Below are 17,286 nucleotides of genomic sequence, written 5' to 3' on the forward strand. Positions count from 1 at the left end.
TGCTTCGCGACTTGACCACCCTGAGGCCGCTCCGGGATTGACCGTTCCGGCCCCGGAGGACCTGCCCTGCGCCCGTTCCAGCAGTCACGTAGGGCATGATGGACACGTGAGCAACCGCACTGAACTCCCCCGGCCGGCGGGCACTTCCGGGCACGCAGAGCACGTCAGCAGCGGCCCGGCAGTGCGCACACGGATGACCGGACAGCAACGGAAATCACAACTCGTCGGCATCGGACGCGCCCTCTTCGCCGCCCGAGGACTTGATGGCACCACCATTGAGGAAATCGCCGCCGCCGCCGGAGTCTCCAAGCCCGTGATCTACGAACACTTCGGCTCCAAGGAAGGCCTGTACCGCCAGGTTGTGGAGACCGAATTCCGGATCCTCCTGGACTCCATCACCCAGGCACTCAGCACCGAAGCCAAGCCCCGCGTCCTGGTCGAACGAGCTGCCCTGGCACTCCTTGGCTACATCGAAGACCGCACCGACGGCTTCCGGATCCTCGTGCGCGACGCCCCGCCCTCACAGCCCGAGGGCGCCTTCTCCACGCTGCTCACCCACGTAACGGCCCGGGTGGAACACCTGCTTTCCGACGAATTCGCGCGACGTGGATTCAGCGCCGCTGACGGAGCCATGTATGCACAGATGCTCGTGGGAATGGTGGCCATGACAGGCCAGTGGTGGCTCGACAGCCGCACTCCCGACAAACGGGCTGTTGCCGCTCACCTGGTGAATTTGGCGTGGAACGGCCTGACGGGGCTGCAAAAAGAGCCCGGGCTCCGCTCCGAGGGCTAACGGGCACTCTCACCGGCACTGCAGTCATGGAGCTCGGGGGTGTTCGGCTTTGACGTTGTTGGGCCGCTATTCCGTTGCCGGGCAACGACGCCACTGCGTGTTGGAGACGTGTTTCCCGCAACCGTGGCTCCTTCCTTGTAGCAACCTGGAATTCAACCGCGCCGAGGGTTTCAACAAACTCGCCGACGGAGGCCCGAATTGTAGACCACTTGCGTCGAAACCATGGGGTGCACCAGACCCACCAGGTGGTGGACCGCCACGGCCTATACGGGACGTGAGAGACGGTCCGCCCCAAACCCGCGGGACGTGAGAGAGCGTTGGTAATCGGCGGTCGGCGCAGCGGCAGGCATCCGGAAGCGTGCGTCAAAGCGACGAAGGAGCAGCACACGGAGGATGCGTGCCGCTGGGATACAGCTAAGCGGAGGATGCGTGCCGCTGGGACGCAGCTAAGCCACGGCGAGACGGCACTCATCGCTCAATCTACTCACCGAGGATTTCGGCGGCCTCCAGCCATTCGAGTTCCAGGACCTCTTTCTCGTCGAGCAGTTCTTTGAGCTTGGCGTTCAGCTCCCCCAGGGCATCGAAGTCGCCGGATTCGGATTTCGCGGCCATCTGGGTGTGGAGCTTTTCTTCCTGTTGGGAGATTTTGCCGAGCTGGCGGTCGATCCTATTGAGGTCCTTGCGGGCTTCGCGCTTTTCGGCTTCGCTGGCACCGGACTGAGCGACGCTCGATGAAGAACCGCCACTCGCAGAAGTGGGAGCACCTGAGCCGCCGCCAACAGCACCGGACGCCAGTGCAGCTTCACGCAGTTCCAAGTATTGGTCCACGCCGCCCGGCAGGCCACGGAGTTTCCCATCGCCCAATAGAGCCATCTGGTTGTCCGTGACGCGTTCCAAGAGGTAGCGGTCGTGGCTGACCACCACGAGCGTCCCGGGCCACCCGTCCAGGACGTCTTCGACGGCGGCCAGGGTATCGGTGTCGAGGTCGTTGGTGGGTTCGTCGAGCATCAGGACATTGGGCTCTCCTACCAACAGGCGCAGAAGCTGAAGTCGACGACGCTCACCGCCGGAGAGATCGCTGACGGGGGTCCACTGCTTTTCCTTGGTGAATCCCAATTGTTCCACGAGCTGACCAGCGGTGAACTCCTTGCCGCCCACGCTGAAGGACCGTTTTTCGCGTTCAATGACCTCAATGACGCGCAGGTCCGAGACGTCGTCGAGCTCTTTGACGTCCTGGGTGAGCACTGCGGTGACCACGGTCTTGCCCCGCTTGACCTTGCCGGAGCTCGGCTGGATCTCGCCGTTGAGCAACTTCAGGAGCGTGGACTTACCGGCGCCGTTGACGCCCACCAAGCCAAGTCTTTCACCCGGCGCAAGGCGCAGGGTGATGTTGTCGAAGAGTTTCTGCCCGTCCTCCCCGTCGAGAAAATCAAGCGTGACGTTCTCGAGGTCCAACACGTCCTTGCCCAGACGCGCGGTGGCCATTTTGCTGAGGGCCACGGAGTCGCGGGGATCGGGTACGTCTGCGATGAGGTCGTTGGCAGCTTCGATCCGGAACTTGGGCTTGGCCGTGCGGGCAGGTGCCCCACGCCGAAGCCACGCCAGTTCCTTTTTGACGAGCTGCTGCCGTTTACCTTCGACGACGGCGGCCATGCGGTCCCGCTCGGCGCGCGCCAAAACGTAGGCGGCGTATCCGCCGTCGAACATGTCCACCATGGCGTCGTGGACTTCCCAGGTGTAGTTGCAGACTTCATCGAGGAACCAGCGGTCGTGGGTGACCACCAGGAACGCACCCTGGTTGGCGCGCCAACGGGTTTTGAGGTGCCGGGCGAGCCACGCCACGCCTTCGACGTCGAGGTGGTTGGTGGGTTCGTCCAGCATGATGACGTCGTGGTCCTCGATGAGGAGCTTGGCCAAAGCGACACGGCGTTTCTGGCCACCGGAGAGAGCGTGGACGTTGGCGTGCCAATCGACATCGCCCACCAATCCGCCCATGACTTCGCGGATCTTGGCGTTGGCCGCCCATTCGTGATCCGCGCGGTCACCGACGATCGCAGCGCCTACGGTGAGGTCGCCGTCGAGAACGTCGCCTTGATCCAGGTAGCCGACGTTCACGTCTCCGCGCTTGGTGACACGGCCGGAGTCGGGCGTCGAGCGTAAGGCGAGCAGGCGCATGAGCGTCGATTTGCCGTCGCCGTTGCGCCCCACCATGCCGATGCGGTCGCCATCCTCCAAACCGAGGGTGACGCCGTCGAGGACAGTGCGGGTCGCGAACGAAACGGTGAGGTTTTCGCCGCCAAGCAGGTGGGCCAATGGGTACTACTTTCTACTGCTGGAATGCGGGGTACAAAAAATGCGGGGTACTAAAGGAGGGTATCGGAGATGATCCGGGCGCCGGGCACGGGACCGTGAACCGCCAGTGCATTGTGACCCCGGTGTGCCAGCTCTTCGGCTAGGACGCTGGCTGATACGGAATCACGGGCGAGTAAGGCAATGGTGGGGCCTGAGCCTGACACCATGCCGGCAAGGGCACCGCGCGCTTCACCCAGTCCAATAGTGTCGCGAAGCTGGGGTGCGAGCGTAATGGAGGCCCGCTGGAGGTCATTGATCAGCACACGGCTGAGGGTTTCGGGGTCGCCGTTCCGCAAGGCTTGGAGGATGGTGGGATCCACGTCAACGGGCTCGGGAATCTCGATGCCTTCTGAGTCCCGAAGCCCGTCAAGGGTGCGAAACACGTCGGGAGTAGACAGTCCGTAGTCGGCAAAGACCAGCACCCAATCCATTTGCGCCTTGGCCAGTGCGGGCGAAAGTTTATCTCCCACCCCAAGCCCGACGGCGGTGCCTCCCAGGAGTGAGAACGGCACGTCGGCGCCCAACTCGGCTGCCAGATGCGCCAGTTCCTCGCGTGAGAGGCCGCTGTTCCAGAGCGCATCGCAGGCCAGGAGCGTGGCGGCGGCGTCTGCAGAGCCACCGCCCATGCCACCGGCCACGGGAACACGCTTGGTGATTTCCAAGTGCACGCCGGTTGGCTTCTCGGACATTTCAGCCATGATGGCCGCAGCCTTGTAGGCGAGATTGCGCTCGTCCAAGGGGATGTCCACGCCGTCCAGGTCCAGTGTGCTGTCCGGGCTGATGCTGACAGTGATTCCTTCAGCCTCAGTACTTGTGGCCGCCACTTCTTCGTAGAGGGAGACTGCGAGGTACACGCTGGCCACCGAATGGTATCCGTCGGGCCGCAACGGTCCTACGCTCAGGGAGACGTTGATCTTGCCCGGGGCTTTGACGCGAACCGTGCGGGCATGAAAGCGATCCCCCACAAACGGGAGGCTGCTTGGCTTGCGGTTACCCGGGTTCATGCGTCCACGGGGTGGCGGGCTTCGGCGATCCTGACGTAGGCATGGATGTCCAGGACCTCGCCGCGTGCCGTGGGGTCAACACCGGCGGCCACGAGGCACTGCTCCGCTTCGGCGGCGCTCCCGGCCCAACCGGCGAGTGCCGCGCGCAACGTTTTCCGCCGCTGCGCGAAGGCAGCATCAATGACGGCGAATACCTGTTCACGCGTGGCATGCGTTTCCGGGGGGTTGTGCCGGGTGAAGGCAACCAGGCCTGAATGGATCTTCGGCGCGGGCCAGAAGACGTTCATCCCGATAACGCCGGCCTTGCGCATATGCCCGTACCAGGCTGCCTTGACCGACGGGACACCGTAGATCTTGGATCCAGGTGTGGCGGCCAGGCGATCTGCAACCTCATCCTGAACCATGACCAAGCCGTGCTGGAGGCTGGGGAAGTGTTGCAGCAGGTGGAGCACCACGGGAACGGCCACGTTGTAAGGCAGGTTGGCCACCAACGCGGTGGGTGGCACAGGCAGCTCAGTGACCTTCATGGCGTCCGACAACACCAGGTGGAAGTTGTCCTCCGCCCCGGGCCGCCAGGCGCGCACAGTCGCCGGTAGCTTTTCGGCCAACACGGGGTCGATTTCGACGGCGACCACAGCCTTGGCCGCGTCCAGCAAACCGAGTGTCAAGGAGCCAAGCCCGGGGCCCACCTCCAGCACGGTTTCGTCGTCGCCAATGTTTGCTGCGGCCACAATCCTACGGATGGTGTTGCCGTCGATTACAAAGTTCTGCCCCAGAGTTTTCGTGGGGCGTACACCGATTTCCTCGGCGAGCCGTCGGATGTCTGTGGCGCCCATCAAAGGCGCGACGGCGGCGGGTTCGGAATTCGGTTCAGTCACCTAGGTATCGTATCGCCTGTGCGGGGTCAGGCTGCGTGGGCGCAGCCCCAGTCGCTGAGCCCGTTCTTGGCGTAGAGGCGGTTGGCGATGTCAATTTGCTGGGCTTTGGTGGCAAGGCTGGCGTTGGGAGCGTAGGCTCCACCACCGTTGGCAAGCCAGGTGGGGCTGGAGAACTGAAGGCCACCGTAGTAGCCGTTGCCGGTGTTGATGGACCAGTTTCCGCCCGATTCACACTGTGCAATCCTGTCCCACATGGCTTCGTTCGGTGCACCGGTGGGGCCACTGGCTGTGGGCGCTGCGGTTGCGGCTGCTGCCTGCGGGGCAGGGGTGGGGACGGGGCGGGCCTTGGTGCCGACGCTGATCTTTTCGGTCACCGGCTCGGTCGCGACGTTGCTGGAGACCAGGGTGCGTGACGCTTCGCGGCCGTCCACGAGGACCAGCTTGAAGGTCTTGACCAAGGACCCTGCCACGCCTTCCTGAGTCACTTTCTCTTCACCTTTGAAGAGTTCAGCGCTATCACTCTTCACGCTTTCGAAGGGTACTTCTTCGGTGGCTTCGGCGGTCTTGCTGGTGTCCACGCGGGAGACCTTAATCACCATGTCCTGGACGATGGGGGCATTGCCCGGCTGGGAGATGCGGTCGTTGGCGCCGAGCGTGATTCCGGTGTCCTTGAGCACGGTGGCGACGTCGTTCGCCGTCGTGGTGGTGCTGGTGTCCTTGCCGTCAGCTACGACGCTGATGGTCTTGGGCGTGGAGATGGAAACGAAGGATCCTGTTACTTCCAAGGACGCTTCTTTGGGCTGGGAGATTTCGGAGGAACTTGCCACACCGAGTTCGCTCACCAGGCCTGCAACGTCAGGTGCTGTGGTGTTCACGGTCTTCCGGGCGCCGTCCAGTTCGATGGACACTGCCTTGGCCAGGTTGACGTTCACTACGGATCCGTTTTCGATCCGCGCGTCGAGAGCCGGGGAAACGCGGTCTGCGTCCTTCAACTCGACCTTGGCTGCTTTGACCACTTGGTCAACAGTGCCGCCAAAGGTCTGGATGGAGCTCACTTTGCCGTCCACGTTGAGGGTGACGGTCTTGTTGTTGCCGACAAAGGCCACGACACCAACCACCAGCGCTGCAACCACCAGCAACTGGGTACCTACTTTGAGGAAACTGAACTTGCCATCCGTTGTGAAGAACTTGATCACGATCGCCCATTACTCTCAGACCATCCGGGCACGGGGAAAAGCGCAAAAGTAATGCCGACCGCAAAAACGGAGGGCCAGGCGATAAGCCTGGTCCTACACTTGCTGCCGGCATCTGCGCCGCCAAAAAACATTCAACTGATTGCTCCGGAATCAACCGGCGCAGTTGTCCGAAGGCCTTCCCCGACCCCGGCTACTTGTTTAACACAGTAACCGATCCGTTATAAACGAACCAAGAATGGTGCATACCGGGTATCCACGGTGGGGGCGCTCCTGGTAGTCGACAGAGGGGGCTTAGGCCCATGAACCATAGGCATTCAGGGTGTTTTTGGACAACCGCGAACAGAGTTCGGCCAAGTCATCTCCTGTCACGTCAGCCATGGACCGGACTGTATAGGGAACCATGTAGCTCGCATTCGGCCGCCCACGGTGGGGATGGGGCGTGAGGAACGGCGAATCGGTTTCCACCAGAATCCTGCTGGGTTCAGCAATGGCCAGGGCAGCGCGGAGATTCCCGGCGTTCTTGAACGTCATGGTGCCGGCGAAGGACATGTACCAGCCGTTTTCGTTACAGATCCGGGCTAGTTCCTCATCTCCGGAGAAGCAGTGAAATACCACGCGATCCGGGGCACCTTCCTCCCGCAGGACCTGCACTACGTCGTCGTGGGCATCCCGGTCGTGAATCTGCAGCGTCAGCCCGAGCCTCTTGGCGATATCGATGTGCCGCCGGAAGGAGTACCGCTGATGGGCGAGCCCCTCTCCGTGGGTTCGGAAGAAATCCAGCCCTGTCTCGCCGATGGCCCGGATACGCGGATGACCGGCCAGCGCCTCGATCTCGGTGAGCGCCGATTCCAGTTCACCACGCGCCGCATATTCGGGGGCATCGTTGGGGTGGATTGCTACGGCACCGAGTAGCCGGGGGTCAGCTTCCACCGCCTGCACTGTGAACCGGGAGGATTCGAGGTCACAGCCCACTTGGACCGCCCCCTGCACACCAACGGCTTCCGCGGAGTCCATCGCGTCCCGGATCGAGATCTCAATCAAGCCGTGCCTAAAGTCCAGATGCGTGTGGTTGTCCATCACGGGCACGGGCAGTGGTTGGGGCGCTGGCGGGTACTCCCGGCGTGAGTCTTTTTCGTCTGCTGCGTCGGAAGGCGCCCGGTAAGGTGCGGGAGCGAGGGAATTGCACATGCTTCCACCTTAATCGGACCGCGGTCCTCCCCGGGCGCCCAGGAGGAGCGAAGCATAAATTCCCTTTGGCACATAAATTCCGGAGCAGTATGTTAGCGCAGGCCAATGTCTGGGTAGTCTGGAACGGACAAGCGGCCAACACCAGCAGCACTCAGCGAAGACAGCTACTGGCACGGCCATGGCTGAAGGGCAATTCATGGAGTCCAAGCGACAAGTCACCGTTGAACCTTCTCCTGTTCAGGGCGAGGCTTACAGTTCCCTGCCGCGTGACGGCGCGGGGCTCAATGGGCACAAGCCGCACGTCATGGATGCGGAACGGTTCCACGATGCCAGCGAGCGCATCCTTGGTTCCATCAACAAAGTCATCGATGGAAAAGCCGACGCCGCCAAGCTCGCGCTAACTGTGCTGCTGGCCCAGGGGCACCTCCTGCTGGAGGACGTGCCGGGGGTCGGCAAGACGTTGCTCGCAAAGACGCTGGCCCGCACTGTTGACTGTACGGTGTCCCGCATTCAATTCACCCCGGACCTTCTCCCTTCCGACGTCACCGGGGTGTCTATCTATAACCAGTCGTCCCGGCAGTTCGAGTTCCGGCCTGGTGCCGTGTTCGCGAACATCGTGATCGGCGACGAAATCAACCGCGCTTCGGCCAAAACCCAGTCCGCCTTGCTTGAGTGCATGGAAGAGCACCAGGTAACTGTGGACGGCCATTCGTATCAGCTGGGACTGCCTTTCATGGTGGTAGCTACACAGAACCCCATCGAGATGGAAGGCACGTACCCGCTGCCGGAGGCACAACGTGACCGCTTTATGGCCAGGATCTCCATGGGCTACCCGGATAAGGACGCCGAGATTGAGATGTTGGAGACGCATCAGGCGTCCTCGCCACTGATTAAGGTGACGCCTGTAGTTACGGCCGCCGATGTGGCCGCCATGATCGCCACCGTCCAGCAGGTTTATGTCTCCACTGCCATTAAGGAGTACACCGTGGCCATTGGACGGGCGACCCGCGACAGTGCACGGCTCCGTCTTGGTGCCAGCCCCCGATCATTGCTGCAACTGCTCCGTGCGGCCAAGGCAACGGCGGCACTGGATGGCCGCGATTTCGTCCTCCCGGATGACGTAGTGGACGTGGCCGAATCGGTGCTCGCCCACCGGATCATACTGGACCGCAAGGCTGCGAGTTCGGGCGATACGCCGCAGAGCATTCTCCGGGGCATCTTCGCTTCCTTACCCGTGGCCCAGGAACCGCCCGGCGCATGGCGCAGGGATAGGCACAGCGTTTAGGAGAGATGCCGGTATGGCGCTCATGGATCGGCTTCCCAAACACCTATTCACCAACCGTGGCTGGGGGCTTCTGGCCGCCGGGGCCGTTTCCCTGGGGTGCGCCTATGTCATGGGCAGGCGTGACCTCTTGACTCTGGCTGTCCTCTTGCTTCTCCTTCCGCTGGTGGCGCTTGCCGGTGTCCGGGTGCTCAAACCCAAGTTCCAGGTGTACCGGGAGTTCAATCCGTCCACGGTGGAGACGTCAGGCACCACGACCGTTCGCCTCGCTGTTGCCCGGTCGTCATTTTCCACGGGGCACGTGATCATGGAGGAGCAGTTGCCTCCCCGCTTCGGTGAGCCACCCGCATTCCGTTTTCCCGCCCGATCAGCTTCCGGAGGCACCAGCCGCTACGAATATCACTTGCGCTCGGGCAAGCGTGGACAGTTCCGGATCGGTCCGGTCACTGCAGAGTTCAGTGACCCTTTCGGCTTATCGCTGCGGCGACATGCAATTGACGACGGCGACATCCTCACAGTGACGCCCGCCGCCGTCGAACTTCCCGTCACGGGCCTCGCCGGTGCGCGTGGCAACGATGGCGTGACGGCGACCCGTATCCGGGCCAATCCCAGCGACGACGACATCATGACCCGTGAGTACAGGCACGGTGATCCCATGCGCCGCGTTCACTGGGCAGCTACTGCCCGCCATGGCCAGCTCATGGTGCGGCAGGAGGAGTCGGTGACCACCCCTGAGGCCACTCTCATCCTTGACCAGAGATTCGCCGCCTTTGCCGCCGGAGGTAATTCTGTCTTCGGGAGCCATGATGAGGACTCGGACCTTGTCACCAATGCGAACTTCGAGTGGATGGTCACGGCGGCGATTTCCATTGCCGCGCACTTGGCAGAACGCAGCTATTCGCTGCGGCTCCTGGACGCATTTGGCAGCCCGGCGTTCCATCGTTCGCGGTCAGCACCGGACCCGGAAATGGAGGAGTTCGCGGGGGTGGGCGGCCTTCAAGCCATCGCAGAGAGTCTTGCAGCAGTGGAGCTGGGCGGCCCGAGGCACAACAGGCTGGAGCACCAGAGGACGGAGCACAGTTCAGAGCGCAACCAAATCTCCCAACACAAAGAGGGCTCCCCCGGTCCGGCAGGCACGGAAGCTGATTCGCCGTTTAACGACCGTCTCATGGACAAACTCTCAGCGCACCGTTTGCGCGGTCCCCTGCTTGCCCTGGTAGGTAACCTGACGCATGCCGAGGCAAGGACGCTCGCCCCGGCGGCCGGCTATGGCGCCAACGCCTTTGCCTTGGTGATGACCGATGCTTCACGGAACAACGAGGAAGTACTTGAGATCTTGCGCCTCGCCGGCTGGAAGGCAGCAGCTGTGACATCGAAGACCCAGTTGACGGCTGCCTGGTCAGCCTTCGATGCTGGCGGCATCGTAGCAGCCGCCGACGCGGCCATGGACGTCCGGCGTGGAGCGGCGGTGCCACGATGACCGCGACATCCCACCAGGGCTCCCCCAGCGCTCCGACGCAACCGGGTGGAACTGCCCGCGCGCCTTCGTCCACGAAGCCGTCCCGGCCTCAGGTCCCGGGTCCAGGGCCCTATCCATGGGCCATGGCAGGATCAGTGGTGGTTGCTGTGCTTGGTGCGGCATTGTCCTTGAACGGTGTCCTCCGGGGTTGGGCCTGGTTCATGCCGCTGATCACCACCGTGGTAGTGGTGGCACTGACGCTTGCTGTCCTCCGGGCGCTACGGGCCCAGCCGCTGATCGCGACTTTGGGCTCCTTTGCCACCTTGGCAGCTGTGCTCAGCTTCATCTTCTGCCGCCAGGAGAGCCTGGCGGGGTTTATTCCTACCACCGAAACCTTCACCGCCGTCGGACGTCTGATCAAACGGGCCGCCGAAACCGTGGTGTCCGAAAGCGCGCCGGTGGCACCAAACGCTGGAATCGTCTTCGTTGTGTGTGCCTGCCTGGGGCTTCTGGTGATCCTCATTGATGCCTTGGCCGTCCCACTTTCCATGCCTGCGGCCAGCGGCATCGGCCTGCTGGCGGTCATGGTGGTTCCGGCCACCATCAAGCCGCAGAGCGTGGGAGTAGCGGGATTCATCGGCGCGGCCGTGGGTTATTTGCTCATCCTTGGGTGCAGCCACTGGTTCGCCCCTGATGCCAGGCTCCAGTCCGGTTCGGGGCGTGGTGCCGGCCAGTTCAGGCGCTCAGTCATCACTGGTGGATTGGCACTGGCATTGACCATGACCGTGCCCTTGGCCATACCGGGTTTCGAGACCGGCACGTTTCCGCAGGGTTCACGGCTCAGCCCGTGGGGCACCTCCAATGGGCTTAATCCCATGATCACCCTGGGCAACAGCCTCAGGAGTCCTACCGGTTCGGGTCGCATCACGTATGCCACGAGCGCCAACGCACCCCTGTATTTGAGGTCAGTCACCATTGACCACTTCGACGGCGAAACCTGGGCTCCGGATGATCGTGCAGGCGAGCGCCGCGTAGGTGCGGACAGGATCGAGACGGGGTATGCCGTCCAAGGCGAGGTGGTCAATGCCGTGACCTCCGTCAACGCAGGCCTGTTCACCAGCCCTTACCTTCCTGCCCCGTTTGCTCCGGCTTCGGTGAACGGCCTCAACGGCCGCTGGACATGGGATCCGGCCACTTTGAGCATCATGAGCACGGAGACTACCACCCGTGCGCAACGGTACGTCGTCTTCTCCGCAGCCCCCAGGATCACATCAGAGTCCCTGTCCCAAGCCACTTCCGTTCCGCAGGGCATTTCAGAAGACTTCCTGAGGATCCCGGGCAACCTTCCAGACATCGTGCGCCAAACAGCCGATACCGTTACGGCATCCGCGGGCAGCAACTACGGCAAGGCGCTGGCCCTCCAGAAGTACCTGCGTTCCGGCGAGTTCATCTACTCCCTGCAAGCTCCTGTGCAGAACGGCTATGACGGTAATGGCCTCTCTGTCCTGGCTGATTTCCTTGCAGTGAAGAGCGGCTATTGTGTTCATTTCTCCTCAGCCATGGCCGTGATGGCGAGGGCCGAAGGCATTCCGAGCCGCATTGCCGTCGGGTACGCGCCTGGCCGCCTCACGGGCGAGTCCGTGGCTTTGGTCGGCCAGGGTTCCTTCCCGGAGTACGAGGTAGACGCCCGGGATGCTCATGCATGGCCCGAACTGTATTTTGAGGGCCTGGGCTGGGTTCCCTTTGAACCAACGCCGTCGCGGGGCGTCGTCCCCGAATACGCCACGGAATCCTCTGTTCCCAGTAATCTCAGCACCAACGCAGATGAGAAAGAAGTCCTCACAACCCCCGCCCCGCCGGCAGCAGCGCCCGTCCCGATTCCCGGGGTGGAGAGCCCTTCGGCGGGTTCAGCCACTACCAACCCGCTCCCCGCGATCGCCGCCGCGGCGGCCGGGGTGTTGCTGCTCGCCGGATTCCTCTGGTCCCCGAGGCTGAGCCGGACGGTCCTCCGGCGACGCCGGCTGAACCAAAAACCTCCGGATGAGACCGGCATCCCTGGTTTCAAGGATCCTTCCCCCGTACTTGCGTGGGAGGAGCTGCAGGACCTCGCTACCGATTACGGCGTGCCATCGACACCCAGCGAGACGCCCCGGCACTTCTCCGTCCGGCTGCGCTCCAGTGCCGCTCTTGGAGACTCGGGAGGGCTCGACGACGCCGCGCACGCAGCAGTCGCTTCCCTCACCTCGGATTTCGAACGGCAACGCTACGGTCGCATGGCAACGCCGGCGCCGGCAGCGGCGGGCCGTATCGCCGTCGTCCGTGAGGCGCTGCGAAACAATGCCCGGTGGTTGGTGCGCTTCCGCGCTGACTGGCTGCCGCCGTCGATGATGCAGCGCTGGGTCCATGCGCTCGGGGCGCCGTTCCGGGCTGTTGGAAGACTCGGCAAGGCCCTGGGCCGGGCGGTTGCCCGGTGGTGGCACAGATTCAGGGGCCTGCTCCCCCAGCGCCGCTAGATTCAGGCCCGGTTCAGATCCGTTCGCGGTCAGGACAACCCGCGGTAAAGCAAAGGCCCGACGCCGGAACTTATGGTTCCGGGGCCGGGCCCCTGCGTATGTCAACCGTTCTTGTTGCGAGAGCGGCGGACCGGATCCTGTGCGGCCTAGTCGGCGTAAGGGTCCGCGATACCTACGTACTGGGTGTAGAGGTACTCTTCGATGCCTTCAGAACCGCCTTCGCGGCCCAGGCCGGACTGCTTGACGCCACCGAACGGTGCAGCGGCGTTGGAGATGACGCCTGCGTTGAGGCCGAGCATGCCGGTCTCGATACGTTCGCTGATTCGAAGGCCGCGGTTGAGGTCCTTCGTGAAGACGTAGGCCACCAGACCGTATTCGGTGTTGTTGGCCAGGCGAACAGCGTCATCCTCGGTGGAGAAGGTGATAATCGGCGCTACCGGCCCGAAGATCTCTTCCTGCAGGATGCGGGCATCGGCTGCGACGTTCTTCAGCACGGTGGGCTGGTAGAAGTAGCCGGGACCCTCGACGGCGGCACCACCGGTGACGGCTGTGGCACCTCCCGCTACGGCTTCGGAAACGAGGGCGTGAACGCCATCGCGGGCCTTGCCGTCGATCAGCGGACCAACCTTGGATTCAGGCTCCGTACCGCGAGCGGTGGTCAATGCACCGATCTTGGCGGCGAACTTCTCCGCGAAGGAATCAGCCACGGACTCGTGCACGATGAACCTGTTCGCGGCGGTGCAAGCCTCGCCCATGTTGCGCATCTTGGCGGCAATGGCACCTTCAACGGCCTTGTCCAGGTCAGCATCTTCGAAGACCACGAACGGGGCGTTGCCGCCCAGTTCCATGGAGGTGCGCAAAACCTTATCCGCGGCTTCACGGATCAGGGCCTGACCAACCGGGGTGGAGCCGGTGAAGGAAATCTTGCGGAGACGGTCATCCTTGATCAGCGGACCCGTGACGGCACCGGCGGTGGAGGTCTGAATGACGTTGAGGACACCGGCGGGCAGACCGGCTTCCTGCATGACCTGAGCGAAGAGCAGGCTGGTCAGCGGAGTCAGGTTTGCAGGCTTGAGCACCATGGTGCAACCAGCAGCGACGGCGGGGGCTACCTTGCGGGTGGCCATGGCCAGCGGGAAGTTCCACGGGGTAATCAGCAGGCAGGGGCCCACCGGCTTCTTCTGCACGAGCAGGCGGTTCTTGCCATCAGGAGCAGCGGAGTAGCGGCCGGACACGCGGACTGCTTCCTCGGAGAACCAACGCAGGAACTCGGCACCGTAGGTGACCTCACCGCGGGCTTCGGCAAGGGGCTTGCCCATTTCAAGGGTCATCAGCAGTGCGAAGTCTTCGGCGCGCTCGGTGACCAATTCGAAGGCGCGGCGCAGGATTTCACCGCGTTCGCGCGGTGCCGTGCGGGCCCAATCAGCCTGGGCGGCAGCAGCGGCGTCGAGCGCGGCAGCGCCGTCCTCAGCACCGGCGTCGGAGATGCTGAGCAGGACCTTGCCCGTGGCCGGGTCCTCAACATCAAAGGTCTTTCCAGAACCAGCCGGGCGCCACTGACCGTTGATCAGCAGGCCGGTAGGGACGGAAGCCAGCAGTTCGCTTTCGCGTTCAACCGTGACAGTCATGGCGACTCCTTCGTCTAGGGTGCTTTGGAGAATTGCACCACTGGGGTTCGTTGCCGGAAGTGGCTTGAATTACTGCCACGGTACTGCCACCCGAGAAGCAGTGTCTACGCCTTCACGCACTGCCACAAGGCCGCCGTTTTGTGCAGCTGCACAGCGTCCGTCAGCGCGCCGCGAGGACTGCCGAATAAAGCTCCCGCTTGCTGACGCGGGCATCGTCGGCCACTGCGGCCACAGCTTCCTTCAAGCGGATACCTTGGGAAATGAGTTCGTTCACCGCGGCGACATGGTCCTCAGGCTTGCCGGGTTCCTGTTCGGGTGCACCGCCCACCACCACAGCGATTTCGCCACGTACTTCGTTGTTCTCCGCCCACTCCAGCAGTTCACGCAACGTGCCGCGGATGACTTCCTCGTAGGTCTTGGTCAGCTCGCGACACACGGCCACACGGCGATCGGCCCCGAAGCGCTCGTGCAGTGCGCGCAACATGACCTCAAGCCTGTGTGGGGCCTCAAAGAAGACCATGGTGCGGCGTTCGTTTGCGAGGTCAAGGAGACGTGAGTTCCGATCCCCCGACTTCCTCGGCAGGAATCCTTCAAAGCAGAAGCGGTCGGTGGGCAAGCCGGACAGCGCCAAGGCCGTCAGCACCGCAGAGGGTCCGGGAACGGCAGTTACTGTTAGTCCGGCGGCAACTGCGCCCTCCACCAAACGGAAACCCGGGTCGGAAACCGCGGGCATGCCAGCGTCGCTGACCATCAGGATGGTCTTGCCGGCGCGCACGTGGTCTAGGAGTTCACCAGTCTTGGCCACTTCATTGTGCTCGTGGTAGCTGATGACGCGTCCGGTGACCTCGACGCCCAGCGCCGTTACCAGCCGGTGCAAACGCCGGGTGTCCTCTGCAGCCACAATGTCTGAGGTGCCAAGGAGTTCAACCAAGCGCGCGGATGCGTCGCCCACATTGCCGATGGGTGTTGCGGCAAGCACGATCCTGCCGACGCCGGGAGTTGCACCGGAATCAGCGGCAGCGGCTGACTCATCCAGGTCGTCGTTGAAGGGTGTCTCGTCCGGGGTGCTGCGTTGTTCGTCCACCTGCCAAGCCTAATGCCGCAGGGGCTTCAAGGATGCAGCCGCGGGGTTCAGGGATACAGCAAGGATGGAAAGGTAGCATGAGCGGGTGAACCAGTCGCCCATTCCTGCTACCGCTTCCGGATCTCCGGTGGTGTCCCCGGCGACCCCGGAACCAGCAGACATGGCTGTGAAGGTAAGCAGCGGTCAGCCGGATGCACCCAACCGCGAAGTCGGGTTAGCACCTCGGCAGGCGGCGGCGTTGAACGACAGCCCCGGCGGAACTTTGCCTGGCCGCGTGCTGGAAGGCCACCGTTGGATCGTCCGACCGGCCGAGGCGTACACCGCCCAAGCGTTGAAGGAACGCCTGATCGGTGGTGTGCAAAGCTGGCGCGACTACCCGGCCTCGTTGCGCTTGTGGTTTTGGCTGATCCCCACCATTACGGCGCTCCTGGGCGGCATCCTCCGCTTCTTCCGGCTGGATACCCCGCATAGCCTGGTGTTCGACGAAACGTACTACGTCAAGGATGCCTACTCCTATGTGGTAAGTGGCTACGAACGCAGTTGGCCGGCCAACGCAAACGATTCCTTCAATGCCGGCAACCCGGACATACTACTCAACACTCCCGAGTACGTGGTCCACCCGCCGGTCGGTAAATGGATGATTGCCTTCGGGATGTGGCTGTTCGGCGGAGACAACCCCTTTGGCTGGCGGTTCGGCGCGGCTTTGGCAGGCACCCTGACGGTGTTCCTCGTTTCACTCATCGCACTGAAGCTGTTCCGCTCGCACACTCTCGGTGCTGTTGCCGGGCTCCTGCTGGCCACCGATGGCCATCATCTGGTGCTCTCCCGTACGTCGCTGCTGGACGTCTTCCTGGCACTCTGGATACTGGCCGCTTTCGGCGCCCTATTGATGGACCGCGACGACGGCCGCCGTCGTCTGGCTTCCCGTCTCGCCGCTCAAGCGGCTGCTTCGCCGGGACACCGTCCCACACCGACCCAACTGGTTGCGGGCCCTTGGCTTGGAATGCGGTGGTGGCGACTGGTTGCCGGCCTCTGCCTTGGCCTGGCTGTGGGAACCAAATGGTCGGCGCTGTTCTTCGTGGCCGCCTTCGGACTGATGACCGTGCTGTGGGACCTGAGCGCCCGGCGTATCGCAGGCATCCGGAGCTGGTTCAGCGCCGGCATCATCAAGGATGGCCTCCCCGCCTTCGTGACCATCATCCCGGTTGCCGCCGTCACCTATGTGCTTAGTTGGATGGGTTGGTTCCTCTCGAAGGACGCTTACTATCGGCAGTGGGCTGCCACCAACCCGGCCCCCGGCTGGGACTGGCTGCCCAACTCCGTTCGGTCCCTGGCGCACTACCACCTTGAAGCCTACAAATTCCATCAAGGCCTCAGCTCCGACCATCCGTATGAGTCGAGCCCGTGGACGTGGCTCATCATGGGCCGTCCCACTTCGTTCTTCTATCAGACGCCCAAACCGGGTACCCCGGGCTGTGTTGTTGAGACGTGTTCCTCGGCCATCCTGCCGGTGGGCAATCCAGTGCTGTGGTGGGGTGGAACCATCGCCTTGGTCATCTTGCTGTTCTGGTGGGCCGGCCGCCGCGACTGGCGTGCCGGTGCCATCCTCGCCGGCGTAGCCGCCGGTTACCTTCCGTGGTTCATGTACCCGGAACGCACCATGTTCATCTTCTACGCCGTTTCCTTCGAACCGTTCCTGGTTTTGGGCTTGACGTATGTGCTGGGGTTGGTATTGGGACGCAGCAGCGATCCCGTCTGGCGGCGACGATCCGGGTTTTACATAGTGGCCCTGGTCCTGGTGCTGGCAGTGCTGACCACAGCATTCTTCTATCCTGTGCTCACGGCGGAAGTCATCACCTACCAGGAGTGGCGGATGAGGATGTGGATGCCATCGTGGATCTAGGAGGAG

The 17,286-nt window shown here is 63.1% G+C and carries 13 protein-coding genes; 5 read left to right on the forward strand and 8 right to left on the reverse strand.

Translation table 11 applies throughout. The annotated features are described in order from the left end of the window. The first annotated feature begins 193 nt into the window (after positions 1 to 193). Positions 194 to 793: a TetR/AcrR family transcriptional regulator gene (locus tag RIF72_RS13435; protein WP_309075405.1), complete on the forward strand. Its 600-nt coding sequence runs from the start codon at positions 194 to 196 to the stop codon at positions 791 to 793. Between the two features lie 480 nt (positions 794 to 1,273). Here the strand turns inward: RIF72_RS13435 and RIF72_RS13440 are convergent, their stop codons facing one another. The 5 genes from RIF72_RS13440 to RIF72_RS13460 form a co-directional block, all read right to left on the reverse strand. Continuing rightward, a complete protein-coding gene (locus tag RIF72_RS13440; protein ID WP_309075375.1) occupies positions 1,274 to 3,106 on the reverse strand; it encodes an ABC-F family ATP-binding cassette domain-containing protein in 1,833 nt (610 codons plus the stop codon). Between the two features lie 50 nt (positions 3,107 to 3,156). Further along, positions 3,157 to 4,149 carry a 4-(cytidine 5'-diphospho)-2-C-methyl-D-erythritol kinase gene (locus tag RIF72_RS13445; RefSeq protein WP_309075376.1) on the reverse strand — a complete coding sequence of 331 codons (993 nt, stop codon included), beginning with the start codon at positions 4,147 to 4,149 and terminating at the stop codon, positions 3,157 to 3,159. Beyond that, positions 4,146 to 5,027 (reverse strand): 16S rRNA (adenine(1518)-N(6)/adenine(1519)-N(6))-dimethyltransferase RsmA, encoded by an 882-nt coding sequence (gene rsmA / locus RIF72_RS13450; RefSeq protein WP_309075377.1) that lies wholly within the window; start codon positions 5,025 to 5,027, stop codon positions 4,146 to 4,148. Before rsmA ends, RIF72_RS13445 begins: the two co-directional genes overlap by 4 nt. 26 nt (positions 5,028 to 5,053) lie before the next feature. After that, positions 5,054 to 6,223 carry a transglycosylase family protein gene (locus tag RIF72_RS13455; RefSeq protein WP_309075378.1) on the reverse strand — a complete coding sequence of 390 codons (1,170 nt, stop codon included), beginning with the start codon at positions 6,221 to 6,223 and terminating at the stop codon, positions 5,054 to 5,056. Between the two features lie 291 nt (positions 6,224 to 6,514). After that, positions 6,515 to 7,411 carry a TatD family hydrolase gene (locus RIF72_RS13460; RefSeq protein ID WP_309075379.1) on the reverse strand — a complete coding sequence of 299 codons (897 nt, stop codon included), beginning with the start codon at positions 7,409 to 7,411 and terminating at the stop codon, positions 6,515 to 6,517. Between the two features lie 196 nt (positions 7,412 to 7,607). Here RIF72_RS13460 and RIF72_RS13465 point away from each other — a divergent pair, with 196 nt between their 5' ends. The 3 genes from RIF72_RS13465 to RIF72_RS13475 are packed head-to-tail and all read left to right on the forward strand — an operon-like array spanning position 7,608 to position 12,665. Further along, the gene (locus RIF72_RS13465; protein ID WP_309075406.1) at positions 7,608 to 8,696 is read left to right on the forward strand and encodes a MoxR family ATPase; all 1,089 of its coding nucleotides are present in this window, start codon (positions 7,608 to 7,610) and stop codon (positions 8,694 to 8,696) included. 13 nt (positions 8,697 to 8,709) lie between these two features. Further along, entirely contained in the window at positions 8,710 to 10,173 is a 1,464-nt protein-coding gene (locus tag RIF72_RS13470) for a DUF58 domain-containing protein (protein ID WP_309075380.1), read from the forward strand. Continuing rightward, a complete protein-coding gene (locus tag RIF72_RS13475; protein WP_309075381.1) occupies positions 10,170 to 12,665 on the forward strand; it encodes a DUF3488 and transglutaminase-like domain-containing protein in 2,496 nt (831 codons plus the stop codon). The genes RIF72_RS13470 and RIF72_RS13475 overlap by 4 nt, the downstream gene beginning before the upstream one ends. Before the next feature lie 146 nt (positions 12,666 to 12,811). Here the strand turns inward: RIF72_RS13475 and RIF72_RS13480 are convergent, their stop codons facing one another. The 3 genes from RIF72_RS13480 to RIF72_RS13490 all read right to left on the reverse strand — a co-directional run bounded on the left by RIF72_RS13480 (position 12,812) and on the right by RIF72_RS13490 (position 15,539). Further along, positions 12,812 to 14,293, reverse strand: coding sequence for an NAD-dependent succinate-semialdehyde dehydrogenase (locus tag RIF72_RS13480; protein ID WP_309075382.1), 1,482 nt, complete (start codon positions 14,291 to 14,293; stop codon positions 12,812 to 12,814). Between the two features lie 160 nt (positions 14,294 to 14,453). After that, on the reverse strand, positions 14,454 to 15,329 hold the full coding sequence (gene rsmI, locus RIF72_RS13485; protein ID WP_309075407.1) for a 16S rRNA (cytidine(1402)-2'-O)-methyltransferase: 876 nt from the start codon (positions 15,327 to 15,329) through the stop codon (positions 14,454 to 14,456). 57 nt (positions 15,330 to 15,386) lie between these two features. Then, positions 15,387 to 15,539: a hypothetical protein gene (locus RIF72_RS13490; RefSeq protein ID WP_309075411.1), complete on the reverse strand. Its 153-nt coding sequence runs from the start codon at positions 15,537 to 15,539 to the stop codon at positions 15,387 to 15,389. Between RIF72_RS13490 and RIF72_RS13495 the strand changes: the two genes are divergently transcribed. Then, positions 15,538 to 17,280: a phospholipid carrier-dependent glycosyltransferase gene (locus tag RIF72_RS13495; protein WP_309075408.1), complete on the forward strand. Its 1,743-nt coding sequence runs from the start codon at positions 15,538 to 15,540 to the stop codon at positions 17,278 to 17,280. The genes RIF72_RS13490 and RIF72_RS13495 overlap by 2 nt on opposite strands. Positions 17,281 to 17,286 lie beyond the last annotated feature (6 nt).

The organism is Paenarthrobacter sp., assembly GCF_031180005.1.
In the GTDB taxonomy this organism is placed as follows: Bacteria; Actinomycetota; Actinomycetes; order Actinomycetales; family Micrococcaceae; genus Arthrobacter.